Raw genomic sequence first — 13,204 nt, 5'->3', positions numbered from 1 at the left:
CCCGCGATCCTCTTCCATGCGGGCAAAAGAAAAGGCGCTCCGAGGAGCGCCTTGTTCATTGCGAGGCGGGGATCAACCCCGCCGTGGCTCAGTAGCCGCCGCGACCGCCGCCGTAGCTGCCGCCGCCGCCACCACCGTAGCCGCCGCCGCCACCACCGCCGCCGTAGCCGCCGCGGCTGCCGCCGCCACCGCCGTAGCCGCCGCGACCACCGCCGCCGCCGCCACCACCGTAGCCGCCACCACCGCCGCCGCCGCCGTAGCCGCCACGGCTGCCGCCGCCGCCACCGAAGCCGCCGCGACCACCGCCGCCGCCGCCACCGAAGCCGCCGCCCGGACGGTCTTCACGCGGACGCGCCACGTTGACCACGATCGCGCGGCCTTCCAGGGCCTGACCGTTCATGCCGTTGATGGCGGATTGCGCTTCGTCGTCGGTCGACATTTCCACGAAGCCGAAGCCCTTGGAACGGCCGGTCTCGCGGTCCATCATGACCTTGGCGGAGATGACGGTGCCGAATTGCGAGAATGCCTCCTGGAGCGACTCATCTCGCACGCTGTAAGCGAGGTTGCCCACGTATAGCTTGTTTCCCATGGGGGAAGCCCTTTCAAAACCAAATAACCCAATGTGCTGCTTCAACCCATCGTGAACCACTCATACGAAGGCGCTGCATTCAGGCGATCCGATTATGTGTGACAGGATTGGCGGTTCGCAACGCGTCAAGCCGGTTGTTGTTTTTCGGCTTATGCGCGCAAACCCCGAGCAGTGTCGGAAGCGCTGGAAATCCCTCGCCCCCGGCTTTACATCGGGGCAAAACCGGCTCCCGAGACCCCCCGCCGGCGCTCGGTGTTTTCCACTATGCGGGTGAACCCACCCCCTGATCGCACAAGGTGACGCCCATCGCCCTCCAGCGCCCGCCGTCCACACCCGTCCCGCTCACGCCCGAGCTGCGCATCGTCTCGCTGGTTCCGTCGGTGACCGAACTGCTGTTCGCCCTCGGACTGGGGCCTTGGGTGGTCGGTCGCACCGGTTTTTGCATTCATCCCGCGCCGGCGGTGTCAGCAATATCAAAGATCGGTGGAACCAAGGACGTCAATCTCCGCAAGCTGCGGACGTTGGCCCCGAGTCATGTCATCGTGAACGTTGATGAAAACCGGCTCGAGACGGTCCAGGCCTTGCGCGAATTCGTCCCCCATGTGGTGGTGACGCATCCCTGCGCACCCGCTGACAACCTGACCTTGGTCACCCAGATGGTGGAGATGGTGGAGGTTTTTGCCGCCGATTGGAGGGTCAGGTCTGAACTCACCGGCAGAAATCTCCAAGGCTCGGAAGAAAGTGCGACAGGGACAAGTTCGCTCCCGCATGTCCCCGATCTCCGTGACCGGGCGAACCGGCTGGCCGACGCCCTGCGGGAGGAACTGGCGGCCTGCCTGGCCCTGCGGACATCCGGCGAGGGGCGGCCGGCGCCGCGCGTCCTCTATCTGATCTGGCGCGACCCCTGGATGACGGTCGCCCGCGACACCTATATCTCCCGCATGCTCGCGGAGGTAGGCTGGTCGACCTGGCCCCCGGTCGAGGGCGGCGAGCACGGCGCGGCGCGCTATCCGGTGCTGAGGGGCGACGAGCCCTGGCTGGCCGGCGTCGACGAACTCCTGCTCAGTTCCGAGCCCTACCGGTTCGGCGCCCAGCACCTGGCCGAAGCCCAGGCGCTCTGCCCGAACGCCAGGGTGCGCCTCGTCGATGGCGAGCTGGTCAGCTGGTACGGCCCGCGCGCCGCCGAGGGGCTGCGTTACCTTCGCGGACTGTCCGCCGCTCCGCGATGATCGCGCCCATGAGTTCGACCGTGCCCGTCCCGTCCCCGCCTGCCCTGCCGCCCGCGCCGTTCGCCGGCCAGGTCCTGCTGCTGGAGGACGACCCCGCCATCGCCCAGACGGTCAGCTTCGTGCTGGAACGCGAGGGCTACCGCGTCCGCGCCTGCGGCTGGCTGCACGAGGCCCGCGCCGCGCTGTCCACGACGCCGCCGGACCTGGCGATCCTGGACGTGGGCCTGCCCGACGGCAACGGCCTGGACCTGTGCCGCGAACTGCGCCAGGGCCCGCTCGGGCGCCTGCCGGTGCTGATGCTGAGCGCGCGCAGCGAGGAGAGCGACAAGGTGCTGGGGCTGGAACTCGGCGCGGATGACTACCTCGCCAAGCCCTTCAGCAACCGGGAGCTGGTGGCGCGGGTGCGGGCGCTGCTGCGGCGGGCCCAGGCCCCGGCGGAGCCGAGCGCGCCGGCCGTGGCCGGTTTCCTCGTCGAGGCCGAGGGCTCCCGCGTGCGCTTCCATGGCGAGCTGCTGCCGTTGACGCGCCGCGAGCTCGGCCTGCTGCTGCGCCTGCTGAAGGCGCCCGGCCGCATCCACAGCCGCGAGAGCCTGCTCGATGCCGTCTGGGGCCTGGACGCCGACAGCGGCGACCGCACCGTCGACACCCACATCAAGACGTTGCGCGCCAAGCTGCGCCAGGTGCGCCCGGAGCTGGACCCCATCCGCACGCACCGCGGCATGGGCTACTCGCTGGAGTGACGGCGCATGCGCCTGGGCCTGCGGCTGTTCCTCGGCTTCTTCCTGGTGGCGGGCCTGAGCGCCTTCATCCTGCTGCGCGTGGTGCTGGGCGAGTTCAAGCCCAGCGTGCGCGAGGTGATGGAAGACATGATGGTGGACACCGCCAACCTGGTGGCGGCGCTGGCCCGCGATGAACTGGCCGCGATGCCGCCGGGCGGCGACCTGGTGGGCACCGCTTTCGCGCAACGGGTGAAGGACTACGCGGAGCGGCCGGTGGACGCCCGCATCCTCAGCGCCCGCAAGCGCACGCTGGATTTCCGCATCTATGTCACCGACGCCGCCGGCCGCGTGGTGCTGGACACCAGTCCCGCGCCGGCGGTCGGGCAGGACTACTCGGCCTGGAATGACGTCGCCCGCACGCTGCGCGGCGAATACGGCGCCCGGACGACGCCGGAACAGCTCACGCCCTACGGCAACGCCGGCGACCTGGGCAACGGCAAGGACGCGCAGGGCAGCCCGGTGATGTACGTGGCCGCGCCGGTGCGCCTGGACGGCCGCACGATCGGCGTGGTCACCGTCGCCAAGCCGGCCGCCGCGGTGCAGCAGATCATCTACCGCGCCGAGCGCCGCATCTGGATCGCGGGACTGTCGCTGCTGGCCGTATCGCTGGCGGTGGGCGTGGCGGTGACGGCCTGGATGATCGTCACGGTGCGGCGCCTGCGCCGCTACGCCCAGGAAGTGCAGATGGGCGAGCGCCAGGCGCCGCCCAAGGTGCCCGGCGAACTCGGCGACCTGGCTCATGCGATGGACGCGATGCGGGAGCGGCTCGATGGGCGCGAGCGCCTCGAGCACATGGCGCGCGCGCTCACGCACGAGCTCAAGAGCCCGCTGGCGGCGCTGCGCGGGGCCGGCGAGCTGCTGCAGGACGACCTGCCGGCGCCGGACCGCCAGCGCTTCGCCGCGCAGGTGGTCTCGCAAAGCGAGCGCATGACGGAACTGGTCGAGCGGCTGCTGGCGCTGTCGACGCTGGAGTTGCGGCGCGGGCCGGCGCATCCGCGGCCGGTGGCGCTGGCGGCCACGGTCGACGAGGTGCTCGCGCAACTCGACGACCGCCTGGCGCAGCAGGCGCTGACGGTGCGCTGGCTGCGCCGCGACGAGGTCGAGCTGCAGGCCGACGCCGAGATGCTGATGCTCGCCATCAGCAACCTGCTGGCCAACGCGATCGACTTCTCGCCCGCCGGCGCCGAGCTGACGCTGCAGGTCGGCATCGAGCCCGCGTCCGGGGCGGGCGGCCGCCGCGCCTTCTTCGAGCTCCGCGACCAGGGGCCCGGCGTGCCGAGCGCCGCGTTCGCGCAGCTGGGCGAGCGCTTCTTCTCGACGGCGCGACCGGGCAGCCTGCGCAAGGGCTCCGGCCTGGGCCTGGCGATCGTGCGCCAGATCGCCGGCCTGCACCGTGGCGACCTGCGCTTCGAGCCGGCCGAGCCCGGCCTGCGCGTGCGGCTGTCCTTCCCCCACTTCACGGCCGCCACACAAACTTCGTCCTGAGCTCACCCCGGCTGCCGAGACTGCCGCCTTCCCTGGATGGCCCGCGGGCAAGGAGAGGACGAATGCAGAGCAAGGCGCTGTGGTGGAAGCTGCTGATCCTGGGCGGCGTGACGCTGCTGTTGCTGATGGTGCTGATGCGCATCGGCTGGCTGGTCGACGAGCGCCAGCAGCGCCAGCGCGCCGCCGAGGCCAGCGTGGCGCTGGCGCAGGCCGGGCCGCAGGTGCTGCTCGGGCCGGTGCTGCAGCGCAGCTGCACCGAGGAGTGGGAGAACGTCAGTGGGGCCGGCAAGGACCAGACACGCACCGCCGAGCGGCGCGACTTCGTGCTGTCGGCGGTGCCGGCAGAACTGGCCGTCGACGGCACGCTGAACCAGGAACAGCGCCAGCGCGGCCTGTTCAAGGTGAACGGCTACGCGGGCGAGGTCGCGCTGCAGGCACGCTGGGCTTCGCTCGGCGCGCTGGTGCCGGTGGCCGAGCACAAGGGCCGGTTGAGCTGCGAGGACCCGCGCGTGATGGTCGCCGTCAGCGACGCGCGCGGCCTGCGCGCGGTGACGCTCAAGCGCGGCACGGAGGCCCTGGCGGTGCGCCCTGGCACCCGCCACGGCAGCTATCCGCATGGCCTGCACGCCGTGCTGCCGGACTCCGCGCTGGACCAGCCGCTGAGCTTGACGGTGGCCATCAAGCTGATCGGCATGACCGACTTCGGCATCGTGCCGGCCGCGTCCGCGACGCAGGTGAAGCTGCGCTCGAACTGGCCGCATCCCAGCTTCGGCGGCCGCTTCCTGCCGCTGTCCCGGCGGATCGACGACAGCGGCTTCGAGGCGCAATGGCAGGTCACCGAGCTCGCCACGACCGCGCCGCGCGACGTGCTCGCCGGCTTCGCGCTGCCCGGCGTGGCGCGGGATCCCGATGCCGGCCCCGCCGCGTATGCGCCGGCCCGGGTCGCCGCGCAGGAGGGCCGCGCCGAGGTCGTGGCGGACACGCTGGCCTTCTCGATGATCGACCCGGTCAACCCGTATGTGATGAGCGACCGCGCCATCAAGTACGGCCTGATGTTCATCGTGCTGACCTTCGTCAGCGTCGGCTTGCTGGAGCTGCTGTCCGGCCGCCGCGTGCATCCGGTGCAGTACCTGATGGTCGGCCTGGCGATGACGCTGTTCTTCCTGCTGCTGCTGAGCCTGTCGGAGCACCTGAGCTTCCCGGTCTCCTATGTGCTGGCGGCCGGCGCGGCCGTCGGGCTGCTGGCCTTCTACGGGGCTTCGATGCTCGGGGCGGCCTGGCGCGGCCTGGGCTTCGGCGCGCTGGTCGCGGTGCTCTACGGCGCGCTGTACGTGCTGCTCAGCCTGGAGACGGCCTCGCTGCTGGTCGGCGCGACCCTGCTCTTCGCGGTGCTGGCCGCGGTGATGGCGCTGACGCGGCGCATCGACTGGTACGCGCTGGGCGGGCGCACTGCGGATCCGCCGGAGGTCGCGCCCGCGGACACTCCGTGACAACGCGGTTGCCGCCCGCCCGCGGCTCGGTCAGCATGGGTCTCCACGGACCCTGGACGACAAGAGAGACATGGGCGGAGACAACCCTGCGGGCGGACCGGCGACGGTCCGCGAGGCGGCCTCGGGCCGCTTCGACTTCATCATCGTGGGCGCCGGCACCGCCGGCTGCCTGCTGGCCAACCGGCTGTCGGCCGACCCCGCCAAACGCGTGCTGCTGCTCGAGGCCGGCGGCCGCGACGACTACCACTGGATCCACATTCCCGTCGGCTACCTGTACTGCATCGGGAACCCGCGCACCGACTGGCTCTTCAAGACCGAGCCCGACGCCGGCCTGAACGGCCGCAGCCTGCGTTACCCGCGCGGCAAGGTGCTGGGCGGCTGCTCCAGCATCAACGGGATGATCTACATGCGCGGCCAGGCCCGCGACTACGACGGCTGGGCCGCCGCCTCCGGCGACGACGCCTGGCGCTGGGACGCGGTGCTGCCCTACTTCCGCCAGCACGAGGACCATTGGCGGCTGGACGACGGCGCCGAGCGGCCGCCGGGGTTCGATCCCGCCCTGCATGGCCACGGCGGCGAATGGCGCGTGGAGAAGCAGCGGCTGCGCTGGGCGGTGCTGGACGCGTTCGCCGCGGCCGCGCAGGAGGCCGGCATCCCGGCGACGCCGGACTTCAATCGCGGCAACAACGAGGGCGTCGGCTACTTCGAGGTCAACCAGCGCGCCGGCTGGCGCTGGAACACGGCCAAGGCCTTCCTGCGACCGACCTGCTATCGCCGCCCCAACTTCGAGATGTGGACCGGCACGCAGGCGCAGCGGCTGCTGCTCGAGCAGGTCGACGGCGCGCCGCGCTGCGAGGGCGTGCTCGTGCGCACGCCCCAGGGGCTGGAGGAGATCCGCCTCAACCCGGGCGGCCAGGTGCTGCTCGCCGCGGGCGCGATCGGCTCGCCGCAGCTGCTGCAGCTGTCGGGACTGGGCCCGGCCGCGCTGCTCCAGCGGCACGGCATCGAGGTCGTGCGCGACCTGCCGGGCGTCGGTGGCAACCTGCAGGATCACCTGCAGATCCGCGCGGTGTTCCAGGTCGAGGGCGTCAGCACGCTCAACACGCTGGCGTCGAGCTGGTTCGGCAAGGCGCGCATCGGGCTCGAGTACGCGCTGCGCCGCACCGGGCCGATGAGCATGGCGCCTTCGCAACTGGGCGCGTTCGCCCGGAGCGGTCCGGACAAGGCCTGGCCCGACCTGCAGTACCACGTGCAGCCGCTGTCGCTGGAGGCCTTCGGCGAGCCGCTGCATGGCTTCAACGCGTTCACGGCCAGCGTCTGCAACCTCAATCCCAGCAGCCGCGGCAGCGTCGCGATCCGCAGCGCCGATGCGGCCGATGCGCCCCTGATCGCGCCCAACTACCTCAGCACCGCCGAGGACCGCGAGGTCGCCGCGCGCAGCCTGCGACTGACGCGACGCATCGTCGAACAGCCGGCGCTGGCGCGCTACCGGCCCAGCGAATACAAGCCCGGCGTGCAGTTCCAGACGGACGAGGAACTGGCGCGGCTGGCGGGAGACATCGCGACGACGATCTTCCATCCCGTCGGCACCTGCCGCATGGGGCGCGGCGACGACGACGGCGCGGTCGTCGACAGCCGCCTGCGCGTGCGCGGCGTGAGCGGCCTGCGCGTCATCGATGCCAGCGTGATGCCGACGATCACCAGCGGCAACACGAATTCGCCGACGCTGATGATCGCGGAGCGCGCCGCCGCCTGGCTGCGCGCCGGGGAATGACCGACGGGGAGGGAGCGGCGGTCAGCCGCTGAAGCGCTCTTCCAGATAGGCCAGCAGCGTGCGGAGGGTCTGGGCCTCGCCGCCGACCGGGCGGCCGGGACGCGCGATGTCGTTCCAGGCGAAGAGGTCGACATGCAGCCAGTCCTGCTCGGCCGGGATGAAGGCCTCGAGGAACAGCGCGGCGTTGATCGCGCCGGCCAGCGGGCTGCGACCGGTGTTCACGATGTCGGCGATGCTGGAGGTGATGCCTTCCTTGTAGGGCGCCCACAGCGGCAGGTGCCACAGCGGGTCGTCCATCTTGAGGCCCAGGTCGACCAGGTCGCGGGCGGTGTCCATGTGCCTGGCGAAAAGCGCCGGCAACTGCGCGCCCAGCGCGACGCGCGCGGCGCCGGTCAGCGTCGCCAGGTCGATGATCAGCTCGGGCTTGAACTCGGCCGCGTAGGCGAGGGCGTCGCACAGGATCACGCGGCCTTCGGCATCGGTGTTGCCGATCTCGATGTGCAGGCCGGCGCGCGTCTTGATCACGTCGCCGGGCCGGTAGGCATTGCCGCTGATCGAGTTCTCCACCGCCGGGATGAGCACCTGCAGGCGCACCGGCAGCTTCAGCGCCATGATCAGCGTGGCCAGGCCCAGCGCGTTGGCCGCGCCGCCCATGTCCTTCTTCATCTGGCGCATGCCGTCGGCCGGCTTGATGTCCAGGCCGCCGGTGTCGAAGCACACGCCCTTGCCCACCAGCGTCAGCCGCGGATGCTTGTCGCTGCCCCAGTTCAGCTCGACCAGGCGCGGCGCGCGGGTGCTGGCGCGGCCGACCGCGTGGATGGCGGGGAAGTTCTTCTTCAGCAGGTCGTCGCCGACGATTTCCTTGAACTTGGCGCCATGCTGCTTGCCCACCACGGCGGCGGCCTTCGACAGCTCCTCCGGGCCCATGTGCTCGGCCGGGGTGTTGACCAGGTCGCGCACGGCGGAGATCGCGGTCGCGATGGCCAGGCCGCGCTGGCCGTCCGCGCTGCTCTTGATCAGCAGCTGCGCCGGCTCGCGCTTGCGCGGCTTGTAGAGGTCGAACTGGTAGCAGCCCAGCTCCCAGGACAGCGCCGCGGCCTCGTCCTGCAGCGCCAGGCCCTCCGGCGACAGCGTGTAGTTGCCCTCGGGCAGCGCCAGCGGCAGCGCGGACAGCGCGAACGGATGGGCGGCATGGGCCACGCCGGCGAAGACCTGGGCCAGCTTGCCGTCCTCGCCCGGCACCAGCGCGAAAGTGTCCGGCGCCGCCGAGAAGCCGAGCGTCGCCAGCCATTGCTGGGTGCGCTTGGGCAGCTTGGGGCCGAGGGCCTGGTAGGTGGCGCGATCGAGCGCCAGGATGGGCGTGGCGCGGGCCACCGAGTTCTTGAATTGGACGTTCATCGATGCACCGGTCCGTCGCGGGTCGCGCGGGAGGCCGGCCTTTGGGGGTTGGCGGTGGCGCATTCTCGCTCGCGCTTCCCTCGGTGGAGGGGGGTCATGCCGCCGTCCGGGGGCACGCTGCCGACGAGCGTCGCCCCAAGTCGGGTCGTCGTCAGGAACCGGTGAGGGGAAGGGCGATCAGCAGGACTGCCGCAGGCGCGACAGCAAGGCCTGCGCCGCGGCGGTGGTGCCGGCCGGCGCGCTTGGGCTGGCTGCGGACATCGCCGGGTTGTCCTCGGCTGCCTGGATCAGACGTTGCGCCGCGCCCGGGCCGGGAAGCACCGGGCCGATGAAACACAGCCGTTCGCCCTGTCCGATCAGCAGCGTGGGGAAGGTCTCGACTTCCAGGTCGTCGACCAGTTCGGCGTCGTCCTCGATGTCGACCCAGAGGAAACGGGCGCCGGGATGCAGTTGGCGCAAGCTCGCGAAATCATCCCGATAGGTGTCGCAGGTGCGGCACCAGGCGGCGCACAGGCAGGCGACCAGCAGTTCGGACGAGGGGGCCGACGGGGGAGACGAGGGGGACGGCGACACGGCGGACATGGGAGGCGAGCTTAGCGGGAAAGCGCCAGACGCGATCGCGTTCGAATTGCGTCCTATGCACCTGATTGGTGCGTCATGCGTGACGATGGCGCGAGCTTTGTTCAGATTTGTGAGGGCGCTGTCAACGCAGTCCCAAAGGCTTGCGTTAGCTGGCACAAAGCGGTCATCCCCCGCTTCCCGACGCTGAAAAGCCAGAGGTCCCCGACCATGATGAAGTTCCAGACCCGTACCGAATCCCAGCCGCGCCGCCTTCCGATGCCGGAACTGGCGAACCACGACAAGGGCCGCAAGCACGAGGCCTTCGAAGTTGCCAGCCTGGGCTGCGACCGCCGCAGCGTCGCGCGCGCCCTGCGCTTCGACCGCAAGCGCTGATCCCCGGCGCGGAAGCCGCCCCTGGTCCGGGGCGCTTCCGCCGCCACAGCCGCCGCTCAGTCCTCGTCCTCCGGTGACTGCAGCGGCGCCAGCAGCCGATCAATCTCGTCGGCGCTGAATTTCTCCAGACCTTCCCCGCCATCCCGGCCCAACAGGCCGTCAGCCAGCGCGCGCTTGCGGGCCTGCAGTTCGAGCATCCGCTCCTCGATCGAGCCTTCGATCACCAGCTGGTGGACGAACACCGGCCGCGACTGGCCGATCCGATGCGCCCGCGCATGGGCCTGGGCGTCGACCGCCGGGTTCCACCACGGATCGACCTGGATGACGGTATCGGCGGCCGTCAGCGTCAGCCCGACGCCGCCCGCCTTCAGGCTGACCAGCATCAGCGGGGCCTCCCCCGCCTGGAAGCGCCGGACCACCTCGCCCCGCCGCCCTTCGGGGGTGTCGCCGGTGAGCTTCATCAGCGGCACGCCCGCGTCGCGCATCGCGTCCTCGATCAGCGCCAACATGCCGGTGAACTGGGAGAACACCAGGATCGTCCGCCCCTGGGCGATCATCTCGGGCACCTTCTCCCGGAGCCAGGCGAGCTTGGCCGTCTCCATCCCCGGGGCCATCTCGATGCCCGGCACCAGCCGCGGGTCGCAGCAGACCTGGCGCAGCTTCAACATGGCGTCCAGCACCGACATCAAGCCGGAGCCGAAGATGTCGGACTCCTTCAGCAGCCGTCGCACCAGGTGGTCGGCGCCGATCCGGACGCTTTCGTACAACTGACGTTGCCGCCCCTGCAGCGGGATGCGTTGGGTCAGGACCGTCATCGGGGGGAGGTCCCGCGCGACCTCTTCCTTCAGCCGGCGCAGGATGAATGGCCGCACGCGGCTCGCGAGCTCCCGCGCGCGGCGGGCATCCCCGGTCTGCTCGATCGGCTTGCGCCAGTGGCGGGCGAAGGAGCGCGACTCGCCGAGGTAGCCCGGCATCAGGAAGTCGAACTGGGTCCAGAGCTCGCCGAGGTGGTTCTCGAGCGGCGTGCCGGTGAGCACGATCCGCTGCCCGGCCCGCAGCCGCCGCAGGGCCCGTGCGGCGCGCGAGCGCGGGTTCTTGACCGCCTGAGCCTCGTCCAGCACCAGCACCGAGAACGTCGGCCGGGTCAGCGCCCGCACTTCGCGCCAGGTCAGGCCGTAGCTGCACAGCAGCAGGTCGATCTCGTCCAGGCGCTTGAGCACCTCGCCGCGCTCCGCCGGATCGGCCAGCGCGGCCACCCGCAGGCCCGGCGCGACGCGCGCCGCTTCCTGCGTCCAATTGAAGATCAGCGAGGTCGGAGCGACGACCAGCGCCGGCGCCGTCAGCCGCCCGGCCTGCTTCTCGACCCACAGGTGCGCGAGCGCCTGCGCCGTCTTGCCCAGGCCCATGTCGTCGGCCAGGATGCCGCCCAACTGCTGGCGCGCCAGGTACTGCAGCCACGCCAGGCCCTGCAACTGGTACGGGCGCAGCGTGATCCCCAGCCCGGGCGGCTCCGCCGGCACGGGCGGCGGGCCGGCATCGCGCAGGCGTTGCCACATCGTGCGCAACTCGTCGGCGCCGTAGACCTGCCAACGGCTGTCCGGCGTGTCGAGCGCCGCCAGCCTCGCGGCCTCCCAAGCGGTAAGCGCCACCGGCCCGCGCCTCGAGCGCTGCGCGACCAGCACGTCCAGGAGGCTGAGCATCAGTCGCTTGAGCGGCGCAGCGGTCGTGTGCAGGCGACGTCCGCCCGGCGCCTTCAGGCCCACGATCGCGTCGTCGTCGATGCCGGCGATCGCCTCGGCGTAGAGCCAGCGGCGGTCCTTGCGCAGCAGATCCCAGATCATCGGCGCCAGATCGACGCGAGTCCCCTGTACGGTCACCCCCAGGCTCAGCAGCCAGGATCCTTTGCGGCGCGACAGCGCCAGGCCGGGCAGCCGGTTGGCCTGGCCGGACGCGTCGGGCCGGAGGCCTTGATCCGGCCCCTCATCCGCGGGCTGGACCTCCAGCGACCAGGCATCGATCGCGACGCTGTGATGCGCGAAGCCGGGCAGACACTCGATCTCCCAGCCGAGACCGCGCAGACGCGGCAATTCGTCGGCGGCGAAATCGGGAAACAGATCCTCCTGTTCCAGCGTCCAGCAGGGCGTCAGGCCATGGCCGAACGAGGCGTCCCGCCACTGCAGCATCTCCACGTCGACCGCATGCAGGGGCAGCGCCTGCCACTGCTCGAGCGCGGCCGGATCCGCCGGCCAGCGTTCCAGCCGCAGCAGCGTCACGCGATCGCCGCGCGGCCCGAGCTTGCCGTGCGGCCGCATCCCGAGCAGGCCGTCGCCGCGGCTCAGGGTCTGCAAGGTCAATTTCGGCGGGAGCGGAACGGGCGGTGCGGTCATCGGGCGCGATTGTCGGTGCCCGCCGCGACGCGCGAGTCGGACCGGCCGCCTAGCCTTCCTTGCGCTCCCTGGCGTCCTTGGGCGCTCGCGGCTTGGGCAGGCCCGTCTTCGCATAGTCCGCCGGGACCTGCATCAGCGCGGCATCCGGCTCGGCGCGGCGAATGTTGCGCAACTGGTAGTTCTGCTCGCCACTGCGCGGATCTCTGGTTTGCGCGCTGACGGTGACCTTGAGGTCGGGCGAGGTCCACACCTCGCGGGAGATCACGATCGGCTTCTCGTTCCCGATCTTGCCCGCGGGGATGGTGCGCGTGGCCCGACCGCCGGTGACCTTGAGGCCCTCGATCTCTTTGGGCGGCAGGTCGCTCAGCGGCCCGTCGACGCCGGGGACGGTCAGCGGTTCCAGGCGCAGTGCCAGCGCCGCGGGGAGCGGCGGCATCGGCGGGGTGGGGCTCGTCGGGGTTTCGACGCGGATGACGCGGACTTCCTGGCCGCCCTCGCCTGGCGCGATCACCACCGGCGTCGCCACGCGCGGCGCGGCGGGCGGCGACGGCGGCCGGGGCGTGTCGCCGCGCGGCGCGGGCTCACCATGGGCGAAGTTCTCTTGCGCCCAATCGCGCATCTTGCGACCGTATTCGCGCATCTTCTCGTTGTAGTCGCGCATCTTGTCCTGGTACTCGCGCATGCGTTCGCCGTATTCGCGCTGCGNCGCGGCCACCGCCCAGGTAGCGGGCGGTCTTGCGCTCCGGGTCGAGCAGCCAGTTCTCGCCGCTGACCGCGTCGCGCAGATAGACCATCTTGCGGCCCTGGCGTTCCACCTCCTGCCGCGTGCGGCCCTCGCCGTCCCGGCACAGCTGGCTGGTCTGCTGCCGGACGATGCGGTTGCCGTCGGCCAGGGCCTGGACGGTCTCATGCACGGCTTGCGCGCAGTAGGGCGCACCCTTGACGACGCGCTCGGCGCTCAGGATGTGCGTGGCGACGCCCGCCTCGGCGATCAGTTCGGCGACGTCGGGGACCGGAGGCGTCGGCGGGATGGGCGGCACGACGGCGGGCATCGCGGGCGGAGAAGGTGGCGACGGCCGCGGCGAAGCCGACCCATGCGGTTGAGGCGCGGGTCGCGCG

General features: G+C 71.3%; 11 protein-coding genes. 6 read left to right on the top strand and 5 right to left on the bottom strand.

The features are described 5' to 3' along the window. Window positions 1–88 precede the first annotated feature (88 nt). Window positions 89–589, bottom strand: a complete 501-nt coding sequence (locus ACTJKJ_RS09360) for an RNA recognition motif domain-containing protein (protein ID WP_183493338.1) — start codon at window positions 587–589, stop codon at window positions 89–91. Between the two features lie 296 nt (window positions 590–885). Here ACTJKJ_RS09360 and ACTJKJ_RS09355 point away from each other — a divergent pair, with 296 nt between their 5' ends. The 5 genes from ACTJKJ_RS09355 to ACTJKJ_RS09335 all read left to right on the top strand — a co-directional run bounded on the left by ACTJKJ_RS09355 (window position 886) and on the right by ACTJKJ_RS09335 (window position 7,346). Continuing rightward, window positions 886–1,818: a helical backbone metal receptor gene (locus tag ACTJKJ_RS09355; RefSeq protein WP_440820260.1), complete on the top strand. Its 933-nt coding sequence runs from the start codon at window positions 886–888 to the stop codon at window positions 1,816–1,818. A gap of 8 nt (window positions 1,819–1,826) precedes the next feature. Then, window positions 1,827–2,558 carry a two-component system response regulator CreB gene (creB, locus tag ACTJKJ_RS09350; protein ID WP_440820259.1) on the top strand — a complete coding sequence of 244 codons (732 nt, stop codon included), beginning with the start codon at window positions 1,827–1,829 and terminating at the stop codon, window positions 2,556–2,558. A 6-nt stretch (window positions 2,559–2,564) separates the two neighbouring features. Beyond that, a complete protein-coding gene (gene creC / locus ACTJKJ_RS09345; protein WP_343605632.1) occupies window positions 2,565–4,082 on the top strand; it encodes a two-component system sensor histidine kinase CreC in 1,518 nt (505 codons plus the stop codon). Window positions 4,083–4,144: 62 nt separating this feature from the next. Then, complete coding sequence (creD, locus tag ACTJKJ_RS09340; protein WP_440820258.1) at window positions 4,145–5,572, top strand: cell envelope integrity protein CreD; 1,428 nt, start codon at window positions 4,145–4,147, stop codon at window positions 5,570–5,572. Between the two features lie 70 nt (window positions 5,573–5,642). Continuing rightward, a complete protein-coding gene (locus ACTJKJ_RS09335) occupies window positions 5,643–7,346 on the top strand; it encodes a GMC family oxidoreductase (protein ID WP_440820257.1) in 1,704 nt (567 codons plus the stop codon). Window positions 7,347–7,367: 21 nt separating this feature from the next. Here ACTJKJ_RS09335 and ACTJKJ_RS09330 read toward each other — a convergent pair whose 3' ends face one another. Then, the gene (locus ACTJKJ_RS09330) at window positions 7,368–8,744 is read right to left on the bottom strand and encodes a leucyl aminopeptidase family protein (RefSeq protein ID WP_440820256.1); all 1,377 of its coding nucleotides are present in this window, start codon (window positions 8,742–8,744) and stop codon (window positions 7,368–7,370) included. A gap of 177 nt (window positions 8,745–8,921) precedes the next feature. After that, window positions 8,922–9,326, bottom strand: a complete 405-nt coding sequence (locus ACTJKJ_RS09325; RefSeq protein ID WP_147240300.1) for a thioredoxin family protein — start codon at window positions 9,324–9,326, stop codon at window positions 8,922–8,924. 207 nt (window positions 9,327–9,533) lie between these two features. Between ACTJKJ_RS09325 and ACTJKJ_RS09320 the strand changes: the two genes are divergently transcribed. Next, window positions 9,534–9,698, top strand: coding sequence for a hypothetical protein (locus ACTJKJ_RS09320; protein ID WP_158238893.1), 165 nt, complete (start codon window positions 9,534–9,536; stop codon window positions 9,696–9,698). A gap of 56 nt (window positions 9,699–9,754) precedes the next feature. On the opposite strand, the gene ACTJKJ_RS09315 is transcribed toward ACTJKJ_RS09320, so the two are convergent. Then, on the bottom strand, window positions 9,755–12,046 hold the full coding sequence (locus ACTJKJ_RS09315) for a DEAD/DEAH box helicase (protein ID WP_440820255.1): 2,292 nt from the start codon (window positions 12,044–12,046) through the stop codon (window positions 9,755–9,757). A gap of 88 nt (window positions 12,047–12,134) precedes the next feature. After that, entirely contained in the window at window positions 12,135–12,767 is a 633-nt protein-coding gene (locus ACTJKJ_RS09310) for a hypothetical protein (RefSeq protein ID WP_440820254.1), read from the bottom strand. Window positions 12,768–13,204 lie beyond the last annotated feature (437 nt).

Source organism: Roseateles sp. 22389 (genome assembly GCF_052044995.1).
Classification (GTDB): domain Bacteria; phylum Pseudomonadota; class Gammaproteobacteria; order Burkholderiales; family Burkholderiaceae_C; genus Roseateles.
The sequence above is the reverse complement of the archived record's forward strand: the minus strand, read 5'-3'. Positions and strand labels throughout refer to the sequence as shown.

Bases quoted from the DNA above. Each gene is read 5' to 3' on its own strand.
- ACTJKJ_RS09360 (WP_183493338.1), bottom strand. From the start codon at position 589: ATGGGAAACAAGCTATACGTGGGCAACCTCGCTTACAGCGTGCGAGAT.
- ACTJKJ_RS09310 (WP_440820254.1), bottom strand. From the start codon at position 12,767: ATGCGCGAGTACCAGGACAAGATGCGCGACTACAACGAGAAGATGCGC.
- ACTJKJ_RS09330 (WP_440820256.1), bottom strand. From the start codon at position 8,744: ATGAACGTCCAATTCAAGAACTCGGTGGCCCGCGCCACGCCCATCCTG.
- ACTJKJ_RS09325 (WP_147240300.1), bottom strand. From the start codon at position 9,326: ATGTCCGCCGTGTCGCCGTCCCCCTCGTCTCCCCCGTCGGCCCCCTCG.
- ACTJKJ_RS09320 (WP_158238893.1), top strand. From the start codon at position 9,534: ATGATGAAGTTCCAGACCCGTACCGAATCCCAGCCGCGCCGCCTTCCG.
- ACTJKJ_RS09335 (WP_440820257.1), top strand. From the start codon at position 5,643: ATGGGCGGAGACAACCCTGCGGGCGGACCGGCGACGGTCCGCGAGGCG.
- creC (WP_343605632.1), top strand. From the start codon at position 2,565: ATGCGCCTGGGCCTGCGGCTGTTCCTCGGCTTCTTCCTGGTGGCGGGC.
- creB (WP_440820259.1), top strand. From the start codon at position 1,827: ATGAGTTCGACCGTGCCCGTCCCGTCCCCGCCTGCCCTGCCGCCCGCG.
- creD (WP_440820258.1), top strand. From the start codon at position 4,145: ATGCAGAGCAAGGCGCTGTGGTGGAAGCTGCTGATCCTGGGCGGCGTG.